Raw genomic sequence first — 24,502 nt, forward strand, 5'->3', positions numbered from 1 at the left:
GCGTGCGCGCCGTGCCAGAGCCGCCCGGTGGGCGCATCCGGCCGCGACCGCGTCCGAAAAGCCCCTTGCGCCGTACGTTCCTACGACTTTCACGCTTGGGCGTACGCACCATAGGTGCCGCGATCCGGTGTCACCTACCGTGTGCCGGTGACTACGCATGCCGCAGAGCCCCGCAGGCCCCCCTTCGACGCCGAGGCCGCCCGGCGGCTCCGCGAGGCGCTCGGCATGACCCCGGCGCACGTCGCGTACGGCATCCGGGCCGCCTTCGGCATCCCGGCCACGGCGGCCACCGTCGTCTCCTGGGAGCTGGCCGAGACCTCGCCCACCGAGGCCGAACTGAGCGCGCTGGCCGGGGCGTTGTGGTGTGCGCCCGCCGACCTGATCGGCGTCCCCTGCACGCTGCGCGAGTACCGCTTCGCGCGGGGCATGGCGGTCGCCGATCTGGCCCTGCGGACCGGCATGGACGCCGCCGCCTATCGGGAGCTGGAGGAGGGCGGGGCCTGGCACGGCAGTGACCGGCAGGCGACCGCGCTCGCCGACGCGCTGTCGCTGCCGCTGCCCGCCCTGCTCCGCTTCACGGGCCGCCAGGAGCGCCTGGCCGAGCTGCTGCACAGCGCGGTGACCGCCCGCTGGCAGCCGTACGTCCGGCCGGTCGGCAGGCTCGTGCCGCTGCCCAGGGAGCGGCTCCAGGAGGTGCTCCAGCACCTGCACGACGAGTACCAGTCGACGATGGTCGCGTCCCTCAACTGGGGCGGCGGGGGCAGCGCCACCTCGTCGGGGAAGGCCGGCCGTGCCTTCCTCGACGGCATCCTGGATCACTTCTGGGCGCGGGCGGGCGACGCCGGGGAGGGCTGACGCGCCGTCGGCCGCAGGACGGACCGCCGTCCCCCCAGGGGATGACGCGGGGGGCGCGCGTGGCACTTCCGGCCGGTCGGGCTTTCGGTCCTGCCGGGTGACGTGCGCGATGACGTGCACATTCAAGAATGGAGGCATCACCGTCCCCCCTCTCCAGGAGTCCCCGTGTCCTACGCGGCTGCCCCCACCCCCGCCCGCACCGCCTCGGCCGTCGCCGCCCGCGCGACGGACCTGAGCAAGGTCTACGGCCAGAACGACACCCGGGTGGTGGCGCTGGACTCGGTGTCCGTCGAGTTCGGCAAGGGCCGCTTCACCGCGATCATGGGCCCTTCGGGTTCCGGCAAGTCCACGCTGATGCACTGCATGGCGGGCCTGGACTCGGTCTCGTCCGGCTCGGCGCGGATCGGCGAAGCGGAGCTGGCGTCGCTCGGCGACAAGCAGCTCACGCGGCTGCGCAGGGACCGGATCGGCTTCATCTTCCAGGCGTTCAACCTGCTGCCGACGCTGACCGCCGAGGAGAACATCACGCTGCCGATGGACATCGCGGGCCGCAAGCCCGACCGGGAGTGGCTGCGCAACGTCATCGAGACCGTCGGCCTGTCCGGGCGGCTCGGGCACCGGCCGGCCCAGCTCTCCGGCGGGCAGCAGCAGCGGGTGGCCGTCGCGCGGGCGCTGGCCGCCCGGCCGGAGATCATCTTCGCGGACGAGCCGACCGGCAACCTCGACTCCCGCTCGGGCGCCGAAGTCCTCGGTTTCCTCCAGGAGTCGGTCCGTGCGATGGGCCAGACCGTGGTGATGGTCACCCACGACCCGGTCGCCGCCTCGTACGCGGACCGGGTCGTCTTCCTCGCCGACGGCCGGATCGTCGAGGAGCTGTACGAGCCGACCGCGGACGCCGTCCTGGACCGGATGCGGATGTTCGACTCCAAGAGCCGTACCAGCTGACCCCGCGCGGCGCCGCCGCACCCGCCCCATCCGCGCCACCGGACCCAGGACTGACACCACCATGTTCCGCACCGCACTGCGCAACGTCTTTGCGCACAAAGCCCGTTTGCTGATGACCGCGCTCGCGGTCCTGCTCGGCGTCGCCTTCGTCGCCGGCACCCTCGTCTTCAGCGACACCGTCGGCGAAGCCGTCAAGAACGCCTCGTCCAAGAACCTGAAGGACGTGGCGGTCTCCGTACAGGCCGTCACCCCCGACGACGCCGAACCGCCGGAAGACGGCAAGCGGTCCACCGCACTCGACAGCGCGCTGGCGAAGCGCATCGGCGCGCTGCCCGGCGTCGCGGCCGTACGGACCGACGTCACGGGTGAGGCGACCCTCGCCGACAAGGACAACAAGCCGATCGGCGACAGCTGGCAGAACCGCGCCGCCAACTACCAGCCGGGCAAGGACGGTCAGGACAGCCGCTACCCGCTGGTCAAGGGCCGCGGCCCGGCGAACGGGAGCGAGATCGCACTGGCCGAGTCCACCGCGAAGACGTCGGGCTACCGGATCGGCGACACCGTGCGCTTCGCCGTCGACGGGCCGGTGCAGACGAAGAAGCTGGTCGGCATCGTCGCGACCGACGACCCGAAGGTGACCGCGGGCGGCACCCTGGCGCTCCTCGACACGGCGACGGCCCAGAAGCTGTATCTGCACCCCGGCCAGTTCGAGGAGCTGGTGGTGGCGGCGGACCCCGGCACCGACCAGCAGGCGCTGACCGCGAAGATCCGCACGCTGCTGCCCAAGGACCGCGCCCAGGCCGTCAGCGGCACCCAACTCGCCGCGGACCAGGCCAAGAGGATCGCGTCGCAGAACGAGGCGCTGAGCACGACGCTGCTGACCTTCGCCGGTATCGCCCTGTTCGTCGGCATCTTCATCATCGCCAACACCTTCACCATGCTCATCTCCCAGCGCAGCCGCGAAATCGCGCTGCTGCGTGCGGTCGGTGCCTCCCGGCGTCAGGTCGTCCGCTCGGTGCTGATCGAGGCCGGTCTGCTGGGCCTGGTCTCGTCCGTCGTCGGCTTCGCCCTGGGCACCGGCATCGCGGTGGGCCTGCGCGCGGTGCTCAACGCCAACGGCGCCGGCCTCCCCGGCGGCCCGGTCATCGTCACCTCGACCAGCGTGATCGCCGCGCTGGGTGCGGGTGTCCTGGTGACCGTCCTGGCCGCCTGGCTGCCCTCCCGCAAGGCCGCGAAGATCGCCCCGGTGGAGGCGCTGAACAGCGTCGAGGCGGCGCCCGCGCCGCGCAGCCTGGTGATCCGTAACTCCATCGGCGCCGTCATCGGGGGCCTCGGCGTGGCGATCATGTGCTACGCCTCCACTCTGAAGACCACCGACGACATGCCGGTCGCCATGGCGGGCGGCATCCTCACCGTGACCGGCGCGATCGTCCTCGCCCCGCTGCTGTCCCGGCCGCTGGTGTCGCTGGCCGGTCTGGTCACCGTCCGGCTCTTCGGGATCGGCGGCAAGCTGGCGAAGGAGAACGCACTGCGCAACCCGCGGCGCACCGCCGCCACCGCGTCGGCGCTGATGATCGGTCTCGTCCTGATCACCGGCATGACGGTCCTCGGCAGCTCGGTGCAGCAGGCGATGGACGCCCAGGTCACCCGCGAGCTGAGTGCCGACTACAAGGTCACCACGTCGAACTTCGCCGGGCTGAAGATCGAGCCGTCCCTCAAGGTCGCACAGCTCCCCGGCGTCGAGGCGATGGCCCCGCTGCGCAAGACCGGCTTCCAGTCCGGGAACGGCTTCGCGAACGTGACCGGCACCGATCTCGCCGCCATCGGCAAGGTCGCCCGGCTGTCCTTCACCGACGGTTCGCTCACGGCGCTCCAGAACCTCGGCGCCCGGGGAATCGCTGTCTCTCGGACCACGGCCAAGGAGAACGGCTGGCACACCGGCGACACCCTGACGGCGACGTTCGATGAGCACAAGCCGAAGGCCCGGCTGAAGGTCGCCGGAGTCTACGAGGACAACGACACCGTCGGCGGGTCGCTGGCCGCCACGTCCCTGGTGGATCCCTACCTCTTCACCCAGCAGAACGACGAGTTGCTGGTCAAGGCCAAGGGCGGCAGGACCGAAGGGCTGGAGACGCAGATCCGCCACGCGCTCGGCGACAGCCCGCTGCTCAAGGTCCAGGACCCCGACGCGCTCCGCAAGGAGCAGGCCGGTCCGATCGCGATGCTCGTGAACATGGTCTACGGCCTGCTGGGAATGTCCGTGGTGATCGCGATCGTCGGTGTCGTCAACACCCTCGCCATGTCGGTCTTCGAGCGGACCCGCGAGATCGGGATGCTGCGGGCGATCGGGCTCTCCCGCAGCGGCATCAAGCAGATGGTGCGCCTGGAGTCGGTGGTCGTCGCCCTGTTCGGCGCCGTACTCGGCATCGGGGTCGGGATCTTCCTCTCCTGGGCCGTCGGCTCCATCATGAGCAACGGGCTCGCCGACTACACGCTCCGGCTGCCGTGGGACCGGCTCGGCCTGTTCCTTCTGCTGGCGCTTGCGGTCGGCGTCCTGGCCGCGCTGTGGCCGGCCCGCCGGGCGGCCAAGCTGAACATGCTGGAGGCGATCGGCGCGGAGTGACACCGGTACGCCGACGGCGGCACGCTCCCCTCACCGGGGGGCGCGCCGCCGTTTTCGGTACTGCGGGGCCGGGGCTCTAGAACACCGACTCGGCCTCCTGCATGCGGTGCGCGGGCACCCGCTTCAGTTCGGTGACCGCGTCGGCGAGCGGCACCATCGTGATGTCGGTGCCGCGCAGCGCGGTCATCTTGCCGAAGTCGCCGCGGTGGGCGGCCTCGACGGCGTGCCAGCCGAAGCGGGTGGCGAGCACCCGGTCGTAGGCGGTGGGGGTGCCGCCGCGCTGGACGTGGCCGAGGATGACCGGGCGGGCCTCCTTGCCGAGGCGCCTTTCCAGCTCGGCGGCGAGGGCGTTGCCGATGCCGGAGAACCGCTCGTGGCCGAACTGGTCGATGGCGCCCTTCTTGTAGTCCATGGTGCCCTCGGCCGGGTGCGCGCCTTCGGCGACGCAGACGACGGCGAACTTCTTGCCGCGGGCGAAGCGCTCCTCGACCATCGTGACCAGGTCGTTCACATCGAATCCGCGCTCCGGCAGGCAGATGCCGTGGGCGCCGCCCGCCATGCCGGACTCCAGCGCGATCCAGCCGGCGTGCCGGCCCATGACCTCGACGACCATGACCCGCTGATGCGATTCGGCGGTGGTCTTGAGCCGGTCGATGGCTTCCGTGGCGACGCCGACCGCGGTGTCGAAACCGAAGGTGCGGTCGGTGGAGGAGATGTCGTTGTCGATGGTCTTGGGGACGCCGACGACCGGCAGCCCGGCGTCCGACAGCATCCGGGCGGCGGTGAGGGTGCCCTCGCCGCCGATCGGGATGAGGACGTCGATGCCGTAGTCCTTGGAGTGGTCCTTGGCGTTCTCGCAGGCTTCGCGGAGCCGGGCGCGCTCCAGCCGGGACGAGCCGAGGATGGTGCCGCCGCGGGCGAGGATGCCGCTGACCGCGTCGAGGTCGAGCTTGCGGAAGCGGCCGTCGAGGAGCCCGGCGAACCCGTCCTCGAAACCTATGACCTCATCGTCGTGCCCCGTCAGGGCGCGGTGAACGACGGACCTGATCACAGCATTCAGGCCGGGGCAGTCGCCGCCTGCGGTGAGGACTCCGATACGCATCGTGCTGTGTCTCCTGTGCTCGCTGTCGGACGTGTGAGCCGGTCCGATTGTTTCACGGCGCCGTGGCACCCGTCCTCACTCGCCCGGTACCCCTGCGCTCTCCGGCACCGCGGTCCCGGGGAAACTGGGAGAGCGACGTATCCACAGCCGCGGGTATTGTCAAGAAGGCGAGCCCACCATAACGGCTGAATTTGACCATGCCAGCAACGGAATGGATCGGAGAGCACGCGTGACGCGCAGCGTGTACGTGACCGGTATCGACCGCGGCGACGGCCGCCAGGTCATCGAGCTGGGAGTCATGGAGCTCCTCACCCGCCACGTCGACCGGGTAGGTGTCTTCCGCCCGCTGGTCCACGACGGACCCGACCGGCTGTTCGACCTCCTGCGGGCGCGCTACCGGCTGACGCAGCCCGCCGAGACCGTCTACGGCATCGCGTACGACGAGGCCGCCGCCCTCCAGGCCGAGCAGGGCACCGACGAGCTGGTCTCCCGGCTCGTCGAGCGCTTCCACCGGGTGGCGCGGGAGTACGAGTACGTGCTGGTGCTCGGCTCGGACTACGCGGGCAGCAGCCTGCCGGACGAGCTGAGCCTCAACGCCCGCCTCGCCAACGAGTTCGGCGCCGCGGTGATCCCGGTCGTCGGCGGCCAGGGCCAGGAGGCCGAGTCCGTACGCGCCGAGGCCCGTAACGCCTACCGCGCCTACGACTCGCTGGGCTGCGACGTCGTCGCCCTGGTCGTCAACCGCGTCGCCCCCGGCCTGCGCGCCGCGGTCGCCGAGCGTCTCGCCGCCCGGCTCCCGGTGCCCTGCTACGCGCTCCCCGAGGACGGCGCGCTGTCCGCGCCGACCGTCGCCCAGATCGTGCACACGCTCGGCGCCGAGGTGCTGCTCGGCGACGATTCCGGGCTGGCCAGGGACGCCCGCGACTTCGTCTTCGGCGGCGCGATGCTGCCGACCTTCCTCAAGGCGCTGACCCCCGGCTGCCTGGTGGTGACCCCCGGGGACCGTGCCGACCTCGTCGTCGGCTCGCTCGCCGCGCACAGCGCGGGCGCCCCGCCCATCGCCGGTGTCGTCCTCACCCTCGACGAGCGCCCCGGGCCCGACATCATGGCGCTGGCGAGCCGGCTCGCCCCCGGCACCCCGGTCATCTCGGTGCCCGGCGGTTCCTTCCCCACCGCGGGCGAGCTGTTCGCCATCGAGGGCAAGCTCAACGCCGCGTCGCCGCGCAAGGCCGAGACCGCGCTCGGCCTGTTCGAGCGGCACGTGGACACCAGCGAGCTGACGAACCGTATCTCCGTCGCCCGCTCCGGACGGGTCACCCCGATGATGTTCGAGCACGAGCTGATCGAGCGCTCCCGCTCCGGCCGCCGCCGCGTGGTGCTGCCCGAGGGCGGCGAGGAGCGGGTGCTGCGCGCCGCCGATGTGCTGCTGCGCCGCGACGTCTGCGACCTGACGCTGCTCGGCGACGAGGAGGCGATCCGCAAGCGCGCCGCCGAGCTGTCCATGGACCTGGCGGGCGCCCAGATCATCGACCCGCAGTCCTCGCCGCTGCGCGAGCGGTTCGCCGAGCGGTACGCCGAGCTGCGCGCCCACAAGGGCGTCGGCTACGAGCTGGCCTTCGACGTGGTCGCCGACGTCTCGTACTTCGGCACGCTGATGGTGCAGGAGGGCCTGGCCGACGGCATGGTCTCCGGCGCCGTGCACTCCACCGCCGCGACCATCCGCCCCGCCTTCGAGATCATCAAGACGAAGCCGGGCGCCCAGATCGTGTCCTCGGTCTTCTTCATGTGCCTGGCCGACCGGGTCCTGGTCTACGGCGACTGCGCGGTCAACCCGGATCCGGACGCCGAGCAGCTCGCCGACATCGCCATCCAGTCGGCCGCCACCGCCGCCCAGTTCGGCGTCGAGCCGCGGATCGCGATGCTGTCGTACTCCACCGGCACCTCCGGCTCGGGCGCGGACGTCGACAAGGTGCGCAAGGCGACCGCGCTGGTCCGTGAGCGCCGTCCCGACCTGCTGGTCGAGGGGCCGATCCAGTACGACGCGGCGGTGGACGCGGCGGTCGCGCAGACCAAGCTCCCCGAGTCCGACGTGGCGGGCAAGGCCACCGTGCTGATCTTCCCTGACCTCAACACCGGCAACAACACCTACAAGGCCGTGCAGCGGTCGGCGGGCGCGGTCGCCGTCGGCCCGGTCCTCCAGGGCCTGCGCAAGCCCGTCAACGACCTCTCGCGCGGCGCGCTGGTCCAGGACATCGTCAACACCGTGGCCATCACGGCCATCCAGGCGCAGGGCGCGCAGCCCGGTGCCGGGCACACCGCCGACTGACGCCGCCCCTCCCCCACGATCCCCGCACCCCATCCGGAAAGCCCTCCATGACTGCCACCGCCTCCCGCGTCCTCGTCCTCAACTCCGGCTCCTCGTCGGTGAAGTACCAGTTGCTCGACATGACCGACGGCAGTCGCCTGGCGGCCGGGCTCGTCGAGCGCATCGGGGAGGAGACCTCGCGCCTGACCCACCACCCGCTGGCGAACGGCGGCGAGGCGCGCGAGACCGAGGGCCCGATAGCCGACCACGAGTCCGCGCTGAAGGCGGTGGCCGACGAGCTGTCCGCCGACGGTCTCGGCCTGGACTCGCCGGAGCTGGCCGCGATCGGGCACCGGGTGGTGCACGGCGGCCTGAAGTTCACCGTGCCGACGGTGATCGACGACGTGGTGCTCAAGGAAATCGAGCGTCTGATACCGGTCGCGCCGCTGCACAACCCGGCGAACATCACCGGCATCAGGACGGCCCAGCGGCTCCGCCCCGACCTGCCGCAGGTCGCCGTCTTCGACACCGCCTTCCACACGACCATGCCGGAGTACGCGGCCCGCTACGCCATCGATGTGGAGACCGCCGACGCGCACCGCATCCGCCGCTACGGCTTCCACGGCACCTCGCACGCGTACGTCTCGCGCAAGACCGCGGCGCTGCTCGGCAAGGACCCGTCCGAGGTCAATGTGATCGTGCTGCACCTGGGCAACGGCGCCTCGGCGTCCGCGGTGGCCGGCGGGCGCTGCGTGGACACCTCGATGGGGCTCACGCCGCTGGAGGGCCTGGTCATGGGCACCCGCTCGGGCGACATCGACCCGGCGGTGACCTTCCACCTCAAGCGGGTCGCCGGGATGTCGGCCGACGAGACCGACGAGCTGCTCAACAAGAAGAGCGGCCTGGTCGGGCTGTGCGGCGACAACGACATGCGGGAGATCCGGCGCCGCATCGACGCGGGCGACGCGCGCGCGAAGCTCGCGTTCGACATCTACATCCACCGTCTGAAGAAGTACATCGGCGCCTACTGCGCGGTGCTGGGCCGGGTGGACGCGGTGGCGTTCACCGCGGGTGTCGGCGAGAACGCCGCCCCGGTGCGGGAGGCCGCTGTCGCCGGCCTGGAGGAGATGGGCCTGGCCGTGGACGCCTCGCTCAACGCCGTGCGCTCCGCCGAGCCCCGGCTGATCTCGCCCGAATACGCCAGGGTCGCGGTCGCGGTGGTGCCGACCGACGAGGAGCTGGAGATCGCCCAGCAGACATACGCCCTGGTCAGCGCCTAGTCCTGGTGTTTCCCCCCGGGGGAATATTCCGCTCCGAAACAAACCGATAGGATTCAGCCCATGCGCCGTTCGAAAATCGTCTGCACCCTGGGCCCCGCCGTCGACTCCTACGATCAGCTCAAGACGCTGATCGAGGCCGGGATGAACGTGGCCCGCTTCAACATGAGCCACGGAACCCACTCGGAGCACGAGGAGCGGTACCACCGCGTCCGCAAGGCGTCCGAGGAGACCGGCCGCGCCGTCGGCGTGCTGGCCGACCTCCAGGGCCCCAAGATCCGCCTGGAGACCTTCGCCGACGGCCCCGTGGAGCTGGTGCGCGGCGACGAGTTCGTCATCACCACCGAGGACATTCCCGGCGACAGGACCATCTGCGGCACCACCTACAAGGGGCTGCCCGCCGACGTCTCCAAGGGCGACCCGGTCCTGATCAACGACGGCAACGTGGCCCTCCAGGTCGTCGAGGTCGACGGCCCGCGGGTGCGCACCATCGTCATCGAGGGCGGGGTCATCTCCGACCACAAGGGCATCAACCTCCCCGGCGCCGCGGTGAACGTCCCCGCGCTGTCCGAGAAGGACATCGAGGACCTCAAGTTCGCCCTGCACATGGGCTGCGACATGGTGGCGCTGTCCTTCGTCCGGGACGCCAAGGACGTCCAGGACGTGCACCGCGTCATGGACGAGGTGGGCCGCCGGGTTCCGGTGATCGCCAAGGTCGAGAAGCCGCAGGCGGTCAACAACATGGAAGAGGTCGTGATGGCGTTCGACGCCGTCATGGTCGCCCGTGGTGACCTGGCGGTGGAGTACCCGCTGGAGAAGGTCCCGATGGTGCAGAAGCGCCTGGTGGAGATGTGCCGCAGGAACGCCAAGCCGGTGATCGTGGCGACCCAGATGATGGAGTCGATGATCACCAACTCGCGGCCGACCCGCGCCGAGGCGTCCGACGTCGCCAACGCCATCCTCGACGGCGCCGACGCGGTCATGCTCTCCGCGGAGTCGTCGGTCGGCCAGTACCCGATCGAGACCGTCAAGACGATGTCGAAGATCGTCGAGGCGGCCGAGGAGGAGCTGCTGTCCAAGGGCCTCCAGCCGCTGGTGCCCGGCAAGAAGCCGCGTACGCAGGGCGGTGCGGTGGCCCGCGCGGCGTGCGAGATGGCGGACTTCCTCAACGGCAAGGCGCTGGTGGCCTTCACCAAGTCCGGTGACACGGCCCGCCGGCTCTCCCGTTACCGCGCCGCCCAGCCGATCCTGGCCTTCACCACCGACGCGGCCACCCGCAACCAGCTCGCGCTGAGCTGGGGCGTGGAGACCTTCGTCGTGCAGCACGTCGACAACACCGACGCGATGGTCGACCTGGTCGACGCTGAGCTGCTCAAGCTCCAGCGCTACAGCCAGGGCGACACCATGATCATCACGGCCGGTTCGCCCCCCGGCGTCCCCGGCACCACCAACATGGTGCGGGTGCACCACCTCGGCGGCGAGAGCTGACCGCCCGCCGAAGGCGCTGAAGCAACGGCGGTGGGCCGCCCCCTTCGAGGGGACGGCCCACCGCCGTTTTCGCTCAGTCGGTGATGTTCTGGTGCATGCCCGGGACGTGCAGGGTGCCGCCGAACTGTCCTGCCTGCGCGATCTTCACCTTGGTGAAGTACGCGAACGGGACGTTGATGGGCGGCGGGTGCTCCGGGTCGAAGACGATCGGGATCAGCCCGAAGAGGTTGCCCTCAAGGCGTTCCGTATACATCGTGACCTGGCCGTCGCGGATCGTCGACGTCGAGCCCTTGGCGGCCTGGACGTGGTACTTCTTGCCGTTCGGGCCCGCCACGATCTGGTGCAGATCGCCGATGTCGACGCTGCCGGCCGTGAACTTCAGGGCCTGCTTGGTCCGCCCGTCCGGCGTCTTGAGGTTGACCACGCCCTTGTAGTCCAGGTCGCGCAGGGTCAGCGCGCTGGACTCCAGCTGCCAGGGCTCGTTCGGGACGGTGCCGGGCGGCTGCTCGTCGCTGCCGTCCGACTTCTTCTCCACGACGCACGGGAACGGCTTCTTGCCGTCCGCGTCCGGCGCACCCGCCGACGGCGAGGGCAGCGCCTGATCGGCCTTCTCCTTGGCGTCCTTCGCCTCCTTGGCGAGCTTGTCCGCGGAGCCGGCCGCCTCATCGGCGGTCCTGCCGAGCTTGTCCACCGTGTCCTTGACCGGATCGGTGCCCTTGCCCGCGTGCGGGGCCGCGTCGTCCTTCGTGGCCGTGCCGTCCGTGGACTTCGGTGCCGTGGCGGAGCCGGACGGCGAGGCGCCGGGCGAGGCGGTGGCCCCGTCGTCGGCCTTCTCCTCGGCCCTCTCCTGCGCCTTCTTCGGATCGAGGGCGTCCTCGATCTTCTTGCCGACGCCCAACGGGTCGTACCAGGGGTTGTCCTCGTCCGCCGTCGCGGAGGGCGAGGCACTGTCCGACGGCTCGGCCGACGGCGTGGGGCTTTCGCTCTTGTCCTTCGACGCGGACGGCGAGGGCGAGGGCGACGTCCCGGCATCGCCGGACGGGGTGGCATCCGGCTCCTTGTCCCCTGACGCCTTCTTCTCCGCCGCTTCCTTCGCGGCCTCGGCTTCCTTCTTGGCCTTCTCGGCCTTCTCGGCCTTGGCGGCCTTCTTCGCCGCCTGCGCTTCCTGCTCCTGTGGGTCCGGAGCGCTCACGCACGGGCCGTCCTTGAAAGGGCTCTTGGGCGCCTGCTTGGCCATCGCCAGCTGGGGCGTCAGGCCCATGCCCATGAGTACGGCCGACGGCATCGCGGCGATGGCGATCGCCTTGCCCGCGGGCACGTGGAACCGCGTCAGCAGCGGCTTCCTCGGTGCCGCGTGCCTCGGCCCGGATCTCGCCCCGGCGGCTGCGTTCTCGTGCAGCTCGTCACCCGGCACGGTGCCTCCCGTTCGTTCCGTTGGTCGGGCTCGTTCCTGACAGGTCGTCCAGTGCGTTGCCCGATCCCGAACCGGCGCCGGCCGTGGCGGGTTCCGTGTCGCCCAGCGGTCCGACGGGCCGCCCGCGCGCGGGCGTACCGGCGTCGCCCCCGGCCGCCTTGGCGGGAGCCCAGGAGACCGCGAGCGCCCCGCCGATCAGCCCCAGCAGGAAGCCGATCAGGAAGGCGCCGAAGTTCGAGACGACCAGGGAGACGAGTGACAGCAGGATCGCCGCCACCCCCGCGAAGACGCGCGAGGCCGGCTGGAACCACATGGTCAGGCCGAGCACGACCAGCAGTACGCCGATGATCAGCGAACCGGCGCCGGCGGTGGTGGCCAGGCGGACGGTCAGGGAACCGATCGTGAGATTCGCGTAAGGGATGTACATGATCGGGATGCCGGCCAGCAGAGTCAGGAAGCCGCCCCAGAACGGGCGGTGTCCGCGCCACTCCCGGAACGAAATGCGCTTCCGGCCGATGGTCTCGATCAGCCGTGGTCGCGTGTCGGCGCTCATGTGGTACAGCTCCTCGGGACTGGCAAATCGGTGGTTCTGAGCGGAATGCGTACTGCACGGCACTGCCGTCGTACGGGCACGGGATGCACGGGGCACCGGCCTCGGGGTACGCACCCCGCGCCCGCACGCTCAGCGTGTCAGTAGCACTCGTTCTTGCCCTTGCTGACCTTCATCTGCAGGCCGCTGAGCTTGAACGTGCCGGCGGTGGTCGCCCACGCCGTCTGCCTGACGCCGGTCAGCGTGGCCGTGTCGGCTTCCTGGGCGAACGAACCGGGGTCGGCCTTGTCGCCCTTCTTCATGCCGGGGCCCTTGGACGTCGACCCCGCGGCAACACCGATGTTGATGTTCTTGAAGGTCGCGTCGGCGTCCAGCTGGTCCAGGTCGATGTAGAGGTTCTTCGCCTGGACCGGCGTGTCACCGCCACCGGCCATCAGCTTCATCGACACATCGCCGAACACCGGCACCGGCACGACGACCGACTGGCACAGGTTCTTGATCTTGGCGTCGGAGAACGCCGAGACCGCCACCGGAACCTGCTTGCCGTTCTTCTGGGCGTCGACCGCTCCGTACTGGACGAACCCGGTGCCGTCCAGCCGGTCGGTGCTGACCTTGAACTGCTGGCCGGACACGCTGAACGATGCCGCGAGCGCGCCCTGCGAGAGGGCGACGCCTATCGCGGCGGTCGCCGCGACACTCGGCACCATGACGACGGCGAACCGCTTCCATCTGGTCCCGCCACGAGCCAGGGACTCCATGACTTTCCTCCTTCTCGGACGTACATCTCCGGATACCGGCGGCCTCAGGGGGAGAACTGCCGTACCTGGGATGGGAGAAGTGCTACGTCCTCGGGAAGGAGAGCGCCCGTACTCGGAGGCGCTTGACGTTTCCGAATACCGGCGATCACCCCCGAGCGACAACCACTGGCCACGCTCTCGCGCAACCTCCGGACAGGCTCTGCCGGTTGGGCAAAGACCCCCCTGTCCACGGCCGGCAGCACTGCCGCCGGCCACTCGGTGGGGTTCCATGCGACCCGCGGCGCCGGCCGGATGCCGGACTGCGGGAATGGACCGAGCGTGGCCGATCGTGGTGCATTCCACGCCGCCGCACAAGGGGTTCGTTACTTGCGAGTAACGGACAGATAACCGGACTGCGACCGGCTGATATCGCACGGGTACGCAGGGTCGTCGCTCACAGCGAAGAAACATGGGGCAATTGCGGACACAGAACCGCGCAACACCCCAGGGGATTTACTCCAAGTAACAGCGGCCACGATTACCAAGATTTGGCAAAGCGTGGCCGCTGTTCCGTTTGCCTCCACGGCACACGGCGGGACGGGAGCGAGGGAGCGTCAGAAGAGCACCCGGGCCAGCGCGGTACGCGCCGACGTCACCCGCGGGTCGTCCGTCCCGATCACCTCGAACAGTTCGAGCAGCCGCACCCGGGCCGCCTCGCGGTCGTCACCGAAGGACCGCTTCACCGCGTCGACCAGCCGCCCGAAGGCGTCCTCGACGTGCCCGCCGACCAGATCGAGGTCGGCCGCCCGGATCTGCGCCCGCACATCGGCCGGGTTCTCCGCGGCCTCCTTACGGACCTCGGCGGGGACCAGATCCTGCACCCGGCGCAGCAGTTCGGCCTGCGCCAGGCCGAGCTTCGCCTCGGGGTTGGCCGGGTCGTCGGACAGCACGTTCTTGTACGCCTGGACCGCACCGCCCAGATCGCCGGAATCCAGCGCCTGGTTGGCCGCCTCCAGCGCGGCGTCGTACGGGCCGACGGGCACCGGCGCCTCGTCCGGCGCGTCCTGAACACCCGCGGCCTGCGGGTCGACGGGCGCGCCCACGATGCCGAATTGCTGCTCGGCGGCCTGCACCAGCTGGTCGAGCACCTGGCGGATCTGCGACTCGGGCGCCGCGCCCTGGAACAGCGGGATCGGCTGGCCGGCGACCACCGCGAAGACCGCGGGGATGCCCTGCACACCGAACTGCTGGAAAAGCATCTGGTTCGCGTCGACGTCGATCTTGGCGAGCACGAACTTGCCGGCGTACTCGGCCGCCAGGCGCTCCAGCAGCGGACTCAGCTGCTTGCACGGCTCGCACCACTCGGCCCAGAAGTCGATGACGACCGGAACCTCTGTGGAGCGCTGCAGGACGTCCAGCTGGAACCCTGCTTCGTCGACGTCGAACACCAACGGGGCACCGCTCACGGGCGCCTCGCCCGTACGGGCCGCGTCGGCGCGCGCCTGCTCCGCCTTCTGCTTCGCTTCCCCGGCCGCCTTCACCGCTGCGAGGTCGACGACTCCACTCATGGACATGTTGCGTGGCTGCATGGGTCCATCCTCCCCCCTGCGCGGTCCGTTCCGGAAAGCGATGCGGAAAATCCGGCCCGCCCGGCGGTCCCGGATCCTCTCCCGGGCTCCCCGGCCGTCCGTACGCTCCGCCGGAATGCCGGCGTACGTCCGGGCCCGGTGCCCGATACGGCCCCCGAAAGGGCCGCCCCTGCACGGCCGTAGGTCCCCACCCAGGCCAGTGATCGTCGCTCTTACGCTACGACCCGTAGCGTAACTGTTCGGGGTCCTGGCCCGGCACCCCCCTCAGGACCAGCGGGCCGTGATCTGTCTCACGAGCAGCGCCTTCCGGCCGCCTACTGGCCGGTATGGTCGCCCGCATGCCGCACTCCGCCCGCCCGCACAAGGCACGCACCGGCCGCCCCCGCAGCGCCGAGACCGACCGCGCGATCCTCGACGCGACCCGTGCCGCCCTCGTCGACCTGGGGTGGGGCAAGCTCAGCATGGGCGATGTGGCGGCCCGTGCCAAGGTGGCCAAGACGACGCTCTACCGGCGCTGGGCCAACAAGAACGAACTGGTCGTGGACGCGGTCGCAGTCCTCTTCGACGAACTCGAACTCCCCGACAGCGGCTGCCTCCAGGCCGACATCAAGGACGTCGCCCTGCAATTCGGGGCGCTCCTGGAACGTCCCGAGACCAAGACCGCGCTGATGGCCGTGGTCGCCGAGTCGACGACGGACGCGGCGCTGCGCGAGCGGATCCGCGCCGCCATCGTCGACCGGCAGATGCGCCTGGTGATCCTGGGCCGCGAGCGCGCCCAGGCCCGCGGCGAACTGCCGCCCGACGCCCCGGGGCCCGAGGGCGCACGGGCCGCGGCGGACGCGGTGGGCCTGATCTTCGACGTCATCGCCGGCGCGATCGTGCACCGCACCCTGGTCAGCGCCGAGCCGGTGGACGACGCCTGGGCCCACCGGCTCGCGACCGTGCTGCTGCTGGGGCTGACGGGTCTCGGCTGACGGCCGTCAGACCTGGTAGCGGTCCGCCCGGAACAGCCCCAGGTTCGCGGCAACCCAATCCGACGTCCGCTCCAGGCCCTCCTCCAGGGACACCTCGGGCCGCCAGCCGGCCCACTCGCGGGCCCGGGAGTTGTCCGACAACAGCCGCTCGACCTCGCTGCCCGAGGGGCGCAGCCGCCCGGCGTCCACCACTACCTCCGCCTGCCTGCCGGACGCCGCGATCAGCGCTTCGGCGAGCGCGCCGATGGCGATCTCCCGGCCGGTGCCGAGGTTGACGACGTGCCCCAGCGCCCGGTCGCAGTCGGCCAGCGCCAAGAAGCCCGCCGCGGTGTCCGTGACGAAGGTGAAGTCCCGGGTCGGGGTGAGCGAACCGAGCTTGATCTGCCGTGCGCCGGAGTGCAGTTGGGCCAGGATCGTGGGGATCACGGCACGGGCCGACTGCCGGGGCCCGTAGGTGTTGAAGGGGCGGACGACCGTCACCGGCAGCTCGAACGCGTGCCGGTGCGAGAGCGCCAGCATGTCCGCGCCGATCTTCGAAGCGGAGTAGGGCGACTGCGGCTGGAGCGGGTGGTCCTCGGAGATCGGCGCGGTCAGCGCGGTCCCGTAGACCTCGCTGGTGGAGGTGTGCACCAGGCGCCGCACCCCGTGCCGGCGGCACGCCTCGGCGACGTTCTCGGTGCCGACGACGTTCGTCTGGACGTAGGCACCGGGCGAGTCGTAGCTGTACGGGATCCCGATCAGCGCGGCCAGATGGAAGACCGTGTCGCAGCCGGCCACCGCGTCCATCACCCGGCCCGCGTCCCGCACATCGCCCGCCAGCATCTCGACGGCGCCACCCGGCGCCAGGTGGTGGGCGAGATGTCCCTTCTCCGCATACGGCTTGTAATGCACCAGGGCACGCACCTGTGCGCCCCGCTCGACGAGCAGATCCACCAGCGTCGAGCCGATGAACCCCTCGGCGCCGGTGACCAGCACCTTCCGGCCCTGCCACGGCCCGGCGCCGTGGGTGCTGTCGCTGTTGCTGTTGCTGTCGCTGTTCATGCTGACTCCTTCATGTTCCTGGGTGGCATCGGACGCATCGGACGCCGGATTCATCGGACGGATATCGGGTGGGTGAGGAACTGCGGCTGCGGGTGACCGGCCAGGGCCAGGGCCTTGGCGGCCAGCAGGTCGGCGGCGCTGCTGTGGGTGCCGGGGTCGGCGGCGGCGCCCATCGCCGCGAGCCGGTCCTGATCGGCCAGCAGCGGGGCGGTCAGCGCGTCGAGACGCTCCGCCGAGGTCTCCGCGTCGGCGAGCAGCAGCGCAGCCCCGGCGTCCGAGAGCACCCGCGCGTTGTGCGTCTGGTGGTCGCCCGGCGCGTGCGGATAGGGCACCAGGACGGCGGGCATGCCGATGGTGGCCAGCTCCGCGACGGTCGCGGAGCCCGCCCGGCACACCACCAGATCGGCGGCGGCGTAGGCGAGATCCATCCGGTCCAGGTACGGCACCGCATCGGCCACCGCCGCGCCGCCGTTCGCGGCCAGCCGCGCCCGCGTCTCCTCCAGCGCCGCGGGCCCCGTCTTGATCAGCAGCCGCAGGTCCTTGCGGGCACGGTGCCTGGCGGCAAGGCCCACCGCGGCATCGGTGAGCCGGGCGGCGCCCAGGCTGCCGCCGTTGACCAGCAGCAGCCGCACCCCGTCCGGGACACCCAGCTCCCGGCGGGCGGTCGGCCGCAGCGCCTCCCGGTCCAGGTCGGCCAGCGGCCCGACCAGCGGCATCCCGACCGTCTCCGCCCGCTCGCCGCCCGCGAGATACGGGCGGCTGCGGTCGAAGGCGAGGGCGAGGTGCGGGGTGAGGCGGGCGGCGAACCTGTTGGCCCGGCCAGGCACCGCGTTGGACTCGTGGACCAGGCTCGGCAGCCCGGCCAGACGCGCCCCGACGATGACCGGCGCGCTCGGGTAGCCGCCCATGCCGACGGCGACCTGGGCACCCTGCTCCTTGAGGATCGCGCGGCACTGGGCGCCCGATTTCAGCAGCGCGGCCGGCAGCAGGTAGCGCCTGGCACCCAGCGAGGGGTCGAAGGGGATCATGTCGACGGTGTGCAGCCGGTATCCGGCCTGCGGGATCAGCCGCGTCTCCAGACCGCGCTCGGTGCCGACGAAGGAGATCACCGCGTCGGGTACGGCCCGGCGGAGCGCGTCGGCGAGGGCGAGTCCGGGGTAGATGTGGCCGCCGGTGCCGCCCGCACCGATCACGACGGAAAGTGGTGTGCGCATGGCCGCCACGCTCGCGATACGCCCTAAGAAGCTTCTAAGAGCACGGTTTGGCAGCCTGGTCCCATGCCGTCAACGCCGTCCCCGCAGCCCGCGCCGCACCGCCCTGCCCGCCCGCCGTCCGCCGCGGAGCCCGCCGCCGCGCCGTCCGGGGCCGCCGGTCCCGGCGCGGCCGGCGGGCCACGGATCCTCGTCGTCGACGACCAGCCGGAGGTACGCGCCGCCGTCGAGGACGGTCTCGCCGTCGAGGGGTACACGGTGCGCGGCGCGTCCGACGGCCTCGCGGCGCTCTCCGAGGTCGCCGCCTGGCAGCCGGACGCGCTGGTCCTGGACGTGATGATGCCGGTCCTGGACGGCCTCGCGGTCTGCCGCAGGCTGCGCGCGCTGGACGACCGGACGCCGATCCTGGTGCTGACCGCGCTGGACTCGGTCAGCGAGCGGGTGGACGGCCTGGACGCCGGCGCGGACGACTACCTCGTCAAACCCTTCGCGCTGGACGAACTGGTCGCCCGGGTACGGGCGTTGCTGCGCCGGGCCGCCTCCGGGAGCGCCGAGGACACGACCCTGTCCTTCGCCGACCTGGTCGTCGACCCGGTCACCCGCACCGGACACCGCGCGGGCCGCCCCCTGGAGTTCAGCCGCACCGAATGGGCGCTGCTGGAGCTGCTGTTGCTGCACCCGGGGCAGGTGATGCCGCGCGAGGTGATCCTGGAGCGGGTGTGGGGCCGCGACTTCGGCCCCGACTCCAACTCGCTGGCCGTCTACGTCGGTTACCTGCGCCGCAAGCTGGAGGCCGGCGGCGAGCCCCGGCTCGTGCACACCGTGCACGGCGTCGGCTACCGCCTGGACCGGGTGTGAGCGGCAGTCGCGGCCTCGGCGCCCGCTGGCGGCGGCGCCGGCCGCTGCGGGCACGTCTCGCACTGGCCGCATCGGCCGCCGTGGCACTGGTCGCCGTCGGTGTCTGCGCCGCCGCCTTCCTCATCATCCGCGTCCAGATGACCCGCCAGCTCGACCTGAACCTGTCGCAGACGGCCGGCCAGGTCAGCAAGGAACGGCGCAACTGGGGGCCGACGGCGAGCGACGACTCCTGCCGCTACCAGGCCGTGCCGTGCGTCCAGATCGTGCCGTCCGACCCGGCCCGCGACCCGCGCGGGCGCTACGGCCTGCCGGTCGGCGAGGCCACCCGGCAGGTCGCGGCCGGGCACCACGCCGCGTACTACAGCAAGCTCACGGTCGGCGGGCACCCGGTCCGGATGTTCACCACCCGCCTGCCGGGCACACAGGAGGCGCTTCAGGTCGCGCTGCGCTCGGACACCGTGGAGCGGGGCGTGCGGCAGGCCGCGTGGGCGCTGTCCCTGGTCGGCGCCACCGGTGTGCTGCTGGCCGCCGCGCTCGGCTACTGGGTCTCCCGCACCGGGCTCGCGCCGGTCGCCCGGCTGACGGCGACCGCCGAACGGATCGCGGCCACCCGCGACGCCGGGCACCGCATCGAACTGCCCACCGGACCGGCCGGACGCGAGGACGAGGTGACCCGGCTCGCCGCCAGCTTCAACGTCATGCTGGGCGAGCTGGAGCAGTCCGTCGCCGCACAGCGCCGGCTGGTCGCGGACGCCTCGCACGAGCTGCGCACCCCGCTCACCGCGCTCCGCACCAACGCCGAACTCCTGGCCCGCTCGGGCCGGTTGACCGAGGCGCAGCGCGAGCGGGCGTCCGCGGCCCTGGGCCGGCAGCTGCGCGAGGTCACCACCCTCGTCAACGACCTGATCGAGCTGGCACGCGACGAGGAGCCGCAGCCGCTGGTGGAGCAGGTGCGGCCGGCGGCGCTGCTGGCGCACGCGGTCGGTGTGGCCCGCGAGCACTGGCCGGAGATCGCCTTCGCACTGCACACCGACCCGGCGGCCGACGACCTCACCGTTCCCGGCGTGCCGGCCCGCCTGGCGCGGCTGCTGTCCAACCTCCTGGACAACGCGGCGAAGTTCTCCCCGCCCGGCGGCCCGGTGGCGGCCGGTCTCGCCGTCGTACCGGGCGGCGTGGAGCTGACCGTCCGCGACCACGGCCCCGGCATCGCCGCCGCCGACCTCCCGCACGTCTTCGACCGCTTCTACCGCGCCGACGCGGCCCGCGCCCTGCCGGGGTCGGGCCTCGGCCTGGCCATGGCCCGGCAGATCGCCCGCGCGCACGGCGCCGTCCTCACCGCGGAGGCGGCACCGGGCGGCGGGGCGTGCTTCCGGCTACGCATCCCGGTCCCGTAGGCCAGGCGCGCCCCATCGTTCTCCGCTACTTCCGCCAGGCACAACTCCCCGGCGTGGCCCGCCCGTCCGCGACCATCCGGTCCGCCGCGGCGGCCGGGACCATGCCGCTGTGGCCACGGCGGCAGACCACCGTACGGTCTCCGTACCCGGCGAGGTCGACCAGGATCTGGTCCCAGTGCCGGTACTGCACGTCGTGCCCGGAATCGGCATAGCTGCGGACCTTCGGCGTGCCCGGCAGATGTGCCTTCCAGGTCGCGAGGGTGCTGGGCGGCACGGTGGTGTCCTTCTTGCCGCTGTAGAGGTACACCGGCGCGGTCAGCCGTGACAGGTCGGGGCCCGGGCGCCCGCAGTAGAGCTTCTGCTCGTGCACCTGCGGCGCCGGGTCGGCCTTCTGACCGCGCTGGTTGTAGGTCCTGGCGCCCTCTTCGTACGCGGTGTCGGCGAAACCGGGGATCTGCCGCGTCGGACTGTCGTCCGGGAAGGCCCACCACTTGCGCGGGTCGGCGATCTGGCCTTCGACCTCCTTGGCGAGCGCGTCGTCGCTCACCCCGCAGTAGTCCGGCTTCGCGCCGTACGGCGGCAGCGCGGCGGCCAGGTGCAGCGCCCGGATCCGGCCGGGCGCCCGCGCCGCCAGCTCCGCCGCGTACGGGCCGCCGCCGGAGATGGCGACCACGGTGACCTTGCCGACCCCGATGCGGTCCAGGACCTGAAGCGCGTCATCGGCGAAGTCGGCCTTGCCCAGCTTCGGGTCGTACGCCGTGTCGCCGAAGCCGTTGCGTTCGACGGATAGCAGCCGCAGCCGCAGCGATTCGCGGGTGCTGCGGAAGAAGTCGGTCATGTGGGCGGCCCGCGCGCTGGTGCCGGTCCCGCCGATGAACAGCACCGGGCGGCCGTCCCGCGGCCCCTCGTCGATGTAGTGGGCGGTACGCCCCGAGTCCAGCCGCGCGGCCCGGACCTCGGGCCCGAGCGAGTCGAACTCGTCCTGAACGCGGGGCCGCTGAGCCTCCGCGGCGTGCGGGACGGACGACGGCGCCGCACCGGCGACGGACCCGCCGAGCAGCACCGCCGCAAGGGCGGCTGCGGACGTCGCGAGCGCGGTACGGGCTGATCTCTTCACAGGTACTCCCGGACATTCGAGGCGGCAGGACGGCGTCCGCCTACCCCGAACTCCCGGGAAAACGCCTGGTGGAGGGGGAGGGGTGGGGCGGGGTGGCGGTTTGGGGCGGCCGGTTGGCGCCTTCGACCGTGCCATTGGCAGGGCTCTGCGGCAGGTCACCCGCCGGGGGTGCGGCGGGGCTGCTCATCGGGGTCCTGGGCCGCCTGCGCCGCCCTCTCCTCGACCTCCGCACGCACCGCCTGGCGGTCCTGCGGGGACATGGACCGCCAACTGTCCCGCATCCCCGCGGTGCCGTCGGTGAGCGCGCGGTACCCGGACGGATCGTCCAGGACATCCTTCAGTTCGAGCCGCCCGCCGAGCATCTTGCGTGCGAGGTCCTGGAGGGCGGGCGGGGCGGCGGGGTTGCCGCGCACGGCCCGCAGCGCAGTGGTGAGGTGCGCGTTCTGCTCATCGGAGAGGTCCTTCTCCTCGATGGGGTAGTCGCGGTCGCCGGGGCCGGTGACGTCGTTCCTGGTGTTCATGGGGTGGGTTCCTCTCAGCAGCGGCCGGTCGGCGTCAGCATCAGCCGAAGGTGTTACGGACGCGCGCGGTCTCGTCGTTGCCGTCCGTGGCAGCGGCCTCGTTGTCGGGAATGCCGTCCGCGAGCCGGGACCGCGTGCCGCTCGCCGGTGTGGCGGGCGACGGGCCCGGAGCTTCGGAGGGGGACGGTGAACGCGTCCCGCCTTCGGGCGAGTGGGCGCCGGATTCCGGGGAGTTGGAGCCGCCGTCGGCCGAGCCGCCGTCACCGGCGCCCTCACCGCCCCCCTCGGCGGGCGCCTCCTTGTCCTTGTGCCGGATGTCGTAGACGTTCTTGACGCCCTCGGCCCACTCCTGCTCCCCCTTCGCAAACTGCTTGCCGCCCTCGGCGAAGTCACCCTCCATGATCTTGCCGGCGCCCTCGGCCGCGTGGAAGGCGCCGGTGCCGACCTTGCCGACGTCCTTGACCTTGTCGCCGGCGCCCGTGACGTCCCAGCTGCCTTCCTTCTCGTCGAACGCCACCAGGGGCTTCGCCCCCGCCTTCACCACGTCCTCGCCCGAGAACTCCTTCGCCCCGAAGTAGCTCTGGATGCCCTGCGAGGCGATGTTCTGCCCGGCGCCCTTGAGCATGTCCTTGCCGATGTCCTTGCCCAGGTCCTTCAGGAGTTCCGAGGCGGACTTGACCACCTTCTTCTCCAGGGCTTCCTTGACGGCCTGGACGATCTTCGTCTTCGCCTCGCTGATGATCCGGCGGACGACCACCCTGGTGGTCGCCGTGGCGGCAGCCGCCCCGGCCTCGGAGGCCCCCAGCGTGACCGGAGCGGCGGCCTGGGCCATCGCGAGCTCGACCAGCAGCGCGAGGAGCTGCACGATCACCGCGATTTTCATGACCATCACGATCGTGGCCACCACCTGGAGCACCACGGCAAGCACCTCGGCCGCCTCCGCGACATCGTCGAGATGGCCGTCGCTGAGCTTCCTCCACTTGTCACCGAACGCGTCGATCGCCTCACCGGAGTTGGCGCCCTGCACCGCGTTCGCGGCGGTGGCGCCCTGCTGCTGGTACTGGCGAACGGCGGCGGCGAAGCTGCTCCACGCCTCGGCCGCGTCCCGCATCTTGTCCTCGTCGACATTGGGCCACTGGAAGCCCAGCAGGTCCAGGACCCAGTCGACCTCGACAGGAAGCATGATGGTGGCCACGGTGAGTCACTCCCCGGGAAGCGCAAGTTCGTTGATGTGGTGGAGAGGCGCGGAACGGGCGATCCGGCCCGATACGGCGTCAGTTCGCGAATTTCGGGCGATCCGCCGCATATTTGGCGAGGTGATCGTGCTGCTCCTGCTCGGTGGAGTCGTACTGCGCGCCCATCGCCGTGAGCTTGTCGCCGATCGTGGAGATCTCCGCACCGAGGTGCGGCATCGACTTGGCGATTCCTTCGCTCACCGGCTTGTAGAAGTCATTGAACATTTTGACGAATTCGTCGCTGCCCCACTCTTCAGCCTCTTTGAGTGTGGCTTCCAACTTCTTTGCGGCCTCACCGAAATCGGAACCGATGTCCTTGAATGCACCGCCCTGCGCCTTGAGGACGGCCGGGTCCACGTCGTAGCCGGAGCCTGCCACGAGCCCTCCTTGATCTGCGTGACTACGGACCGGATAAATCCGATGGCATACGGTATCGGATGTCCGCGACCACCAGGCAGCAGAGCGTGAAGGTCAACTTCACACCTGGCGCACCGAGTTCTCACGCAAGAGCACTGCCGGTCAACGGCTCCCCTGGCCTCCACGAGCGAATAGAGACGGAAATACCGCCATGTCATATTCCGCACGGCTGGCAGACGTAAAGAGAGCATGGGGGCGCTGCATCCCCTGGCTCAGCATGGCGCTCATCTTGGTGCTCGGCGGTGGGCTTGCCTATATGGGACTGCTCCAGACAGGCACCATCGGCCGCCACGGAACGTTCACAGTCGAAGAGTGCCACCTTGAGTTCACCCACCACCACGGCTCCGGCAAAAAGGGCTCCAGCAGCACTTCCACATCCGAAAATCACCGATGCACCGGGACATTCCGCTCGGACGACGGCAAAACCATGCTCGACAATGCCGGCATGAATTTCGGGAAGGAGGAGACCTACACCAAAGGGCACACCTTCACGGTTCAGCAGAGCAGCGGTGACCTCACGCCCCTCAGCCCCGGCGGGGCAACGACGACATTCCGCCTTGCCTTCGTGTGCCTCCTGGTGATCGCCGTGGTGCTGTTCTGGACCCGCACGCGCCTCGACAAGAACGGCATGAACCTGAAGGACACCTGGCGTTCGACGAAGGGCACGGCGACCCGCGCGAGCGTGGTCACCCTCGCGGCGACGGCCGTCGTCGGCGCGGCGCTCAGCCCCGTACTCACCTCCGCCCTGATCGGCTGAGCCGACGGCCCTCACCCCACCCGCCACCCCACAACAACGGCGGCGCACCCCAACGATGCGCCGCCACCAACCAACCGCCCCCTACCGGACGT

The 24,502-nt window shown here is 71.2% G+C and carries 21 protein-coding genes; 10 read left to right on the forward strand and 11 right to left on the reverse strand.

The genetic code is table 11. The features are described from left to right. The first annotated feature begins 141 nt into the window (after positions 1–141). The 3 genes from ACGFNI_RS10240 to ACGFNI_RS10250 all read left to right on the forward strand — a co-directional run bounded on the left by ACGFNI_RS10240 (position 142) and on the right by ACGFNI_RS10250 (position 4,423). Positions 142–855, forward strand: coding sequence for a helix-turn-helix domain-containing protein (locus tag ACGFNI_RS10240; protein WP_393683014.1), 714 nt, complete (start codon positions 142–144; stop codon positions 853–855). A 165-nt stretch (positions 856–1,020) separates the two neighbouring features. Continuing rightward, entirely contained in the window at positions 1,021–1,800 is a 780-nt protein-coding gene (locus ACGFNI_RS10245; protein WP_393682373.1) for an ABC transporter ATP-binding protein, read from the forward strand. A 61-nt stretch (positions 1,801–1,861) separates the two neighbouring features. Continuing rightward, a complete protein-coding gene (locus ACGFNI_RS10250; protein ID WP_393682374.1) occupies positions 1,862–4,423 on the forward strand; it encodes an ABC transporter permease in 2,562 nt (853 codons plus the stop codon). A gap of 76 nt (positions 4,424–4,499) precedes the next feature. On the opposite strand, the gene ACGFNI_RS10255 is transcribed toward ACGFNI_RS10250, so the two are convergent. Then, a complete protein-coding gene (locus ACGFNI_RS10255; RefSeq protein ID WP_393682376.1) occupies positions 4,500–5,525 on the reverse strand; it encodes an ATP-dependent 6-phosphofructokinase in 1,026 nt (341 codons plus the stop codon). A gap of 229 nt (positions 5,526–5,754) precedes the next feature. Here ACGFNI_RS10255 and pta point away from each other — a divergent pair, with 229 nt between their 5' ends. Genes pta through pyk form a run of 3 tightly spaced genes read left to right on the forward strand, consistent with a single transcriptional unit; the run spans position 5,755 to position 10,595 of the window. Beyond that, positions 5,755–7,851, forward strand: coding sequence for a phosphate acetyltransferase (pta, locus tag ACGFNI_RS10260; protein ID WP_393682377.1), 2,097 nt, complete (start codon positions 5,755–5,757; stop codon positions 7,849–7,851). Between the two features lie 47 nt (positions 7,852–7,898). Further along, a complete protein-coding gene (locus ACGFNI_RS10265; protein WP_393682379.1) occupies positions 7,899–9,110 on the forward strand; it encodes an acetate kinase in 1,212 nt (403 codons plus the stop codon). A 60-nt stretch (positions 9,111–9,170) separates the two neighbouring features. Next, complete coding sequence (gene pyk / locus ACGFNI_RS10270; RefSeq protein ID WP_393682381.1) at positions 9,171–10,595, forward strand: pyruvate kinase; 1,425 nt, start codon at positions 9,171–9,173, stop codon at positions 10,593–10,595. A gap of 73 nt (positions 10,596–10,668) precedes the next feature. Here pyk and ACGFNI_RS10275 read toward each other — a convergent pair whose 3' ends face one another. The 4 genes from ACGFNI_RS10275 to ACGFNI_RS10290 all read right to left on the reverse strand — a co-directional run bounded on the left by ACGFNI_RS10275 (position 10,669) and on the right by ACGFNI_RS10290 (position 14,885). Then, positions 10,669–12,009 carry a hypothetical protein gene (locus ACGFNI_RS10275; RefSeq protein WP_393682382.1) on the reverse strand — a complete coding sequence of 447 codons (1,341 nt, stop codon included), beginning with the start codon at positions 12,007–12,009 and terminating at the stop codon, positions 10,669–10,671. Beyond that, entirely contained in the window at positions 11,999–12,562 is a 564-nt protein-coding gene (locus tag ACGFNI_RS10280; RefSeq protein WP_393682384.1) for a DUF6114 domain-containing protein, read from the reverse strand. The genes ACGFNI_RS10275 and ACGFNI_RS10280 overlap by 11 nt, the downstream gene beginning before the upstream one ends. Positions 12,563–12,699: 137 nt before the next feature. Next, entirely contained in the window at positions 12,700–13,317 is a 618-nt protein-coding gene (locus ACGFNI_RS10285) for a DUF6230 family protein (protein WP_393682386.1), read from the reverse strand. Between the two features lie 593 nt (positions 13,318–13,910). Next, entirely contained in the window at positions 13,911–14,885 is a 975-nt protein-coding gene (locus ACGFNI_RS10290) for a tetratricopeptide repeat protein (protein WP_393682387.1), read from the reverse strand. Positions 14,886–15,223: 338 nt separating this feature from the next. Between ACGFNI_RS10290 and ACGFNI_RS10295 the strand changes: the two genes are divergently transcribed. After that, positions 15,224–15,859: a TetR/AcrR family transcriptional regulator gene (locus ACGFNI_RS10295; RefSeq protein ID WP_393682389.1), complete on the forward strand. Its 636-nt coding sequence runs from the start codon at positions 15,224–15,226 to the stop codon at positions 15,857–15,859. 6 nt (positions 15,860–15,865) lie between these two features. Here ACGFNI_RS10295 and ACGFNI_RS10300 read toward each other — a convergent pair whose 3' ends face one another. Next, a complete protein-coding gene (locus ACGFNI_RS10300) occupies positions 15,866–16,900 on the reverse strand; it encodes a GDP-mannose 4,6-dehydratase (RefSeq protein ID WP_393682391.1) in 1,035 nt (344 codons plus the stop codon). A gap of 50 nt (positions 16,901–16,950) precedes the next feature. Then, on the reverse strand, positions 16,951–18,114 hold the full coding sequence (locus tag ACGFNI_RS10305) for a glycosyltransferase (protein ID WP_393682392.1): 1,164 nt from the start codon (positions 18,112–18,114) through the stop codon (positions 16,951–16,953). Positions 18,115–18,177: 63 nt separating this feature from the next. Here ACGFNI_RS10305 and ACGFNI_RS10310 point away from each other — a divergent pair, with 63 nt between their 5' ends. Continuing rightward, on the forward strand, positions 18,178–18,969 hold the full coding sequence (locus ACGFNI_RS10310) for a response regulator transcription factor (protein ID WP_393682394.1): 792 nt from the start codon (positions 18,178–18,180) through the stop codon (positions 18,967–18,969). Continuing rightward, positions 18,966–20,363 carry a sensor histidine kinase gene (locus tag ACGFNI_RS10315; protein ID WP_393682395.1) on the forward strand — a complete coding sequence of 466 codons (1,398 nt, stop codon included), beginning with the start codon at positions 18,966–18,968 and terminating at the stop codon, positions 20,361–20,363. Before ACGFNI_RS10310 ends, ACGFNI_RS10315 begins: the two co-directional genes overlap by 4 nt. A gap of 25 nt (positions 20,364–20,388) precedes the next feature. Here ACGFNI_RS10315 and ACGFNI_RS10320 read toward each other — a convergent pair whose 3' ends face one another. The 4 genes from ACGFNI_RS10320 to ACGFNI_RS10335 all read right to left on the reverse strand — a co-directional run bounded on the left by ACGFNI_RS10320 (position 20,389) and on the right by ACGFNI_RS10335 (position 23,614). Next, positions 20,389–21,480 (reverse strand): alpha/beta fold hydrolase, encoded by a 1,092-nt coding sequence (locus ACGFNI_RS10320; RefSeq protein WP_393682396.1) that lies wholly within the window; start codon positions 21,478–21,480, stop codon positions 20,389–20,391. A 155-nt stretch (positions 21,481–21,635) separates the two neighbouring features. Beyond that, a complete protein-coding gene (locus tag ACGFNI_RS10325) occupies positions 21,636–22,001 on the reverse strand; it encodes a hypothetical protein (RefSeq protein WP_393682398.1) in 366 nt (121 codons plus the stop codon). 40 nt (positions 22,002–22,041) lie between these two features. After that, positions 22,042–23,196, reverse strand: coding sequence for a hypothetical protein (locus ACGFNI_RS10330; protein ID WP_393682399.1), 1,155 nt, complete (start codon positions 23,194–23,196; stop codon positions 22,042–22,044). 79 nt (positions 23,197–23,275) lie between these two features. Continuing rightward, on the reverse strand, positions 23,276–23,614 hold the full coding sequence (locus tag ACGFNI_RS10335) for a hypothetical protein (protein WP_393682401.1): 339 nt from the start codon (positions 23,612–23,614) through the stop codon (positions 23,276–23,278). Positions 23,615–23,870: 256 nt separating this feature from the next. Between ACGFNI_RS10335 and ACGFNI_RS10340 the strand changes: the two genes are divergently transcribed. Further along, positions 23,871–24,410 (forward strand): hypothetical protein, encoded by a 540-nt coding sequence (locus ACGFNI_RS10340; protein ID WP_393682402.1) that lies wholly within the window; start codon positions 23,871–23,873, stop codon positions 24,408–24,410. Positions 24,411–24,502: the final 92 nt, after the last annotated feature.

The sequence above is a fragment of the Streptomyces sp. NPDC048644 genome, assembly GCF_043199105.1.
GTDB lineage: Bacteria > Actinomycetota > Actinomycetes > Streptomycetales > Streptomycetaceae > Streptomyces.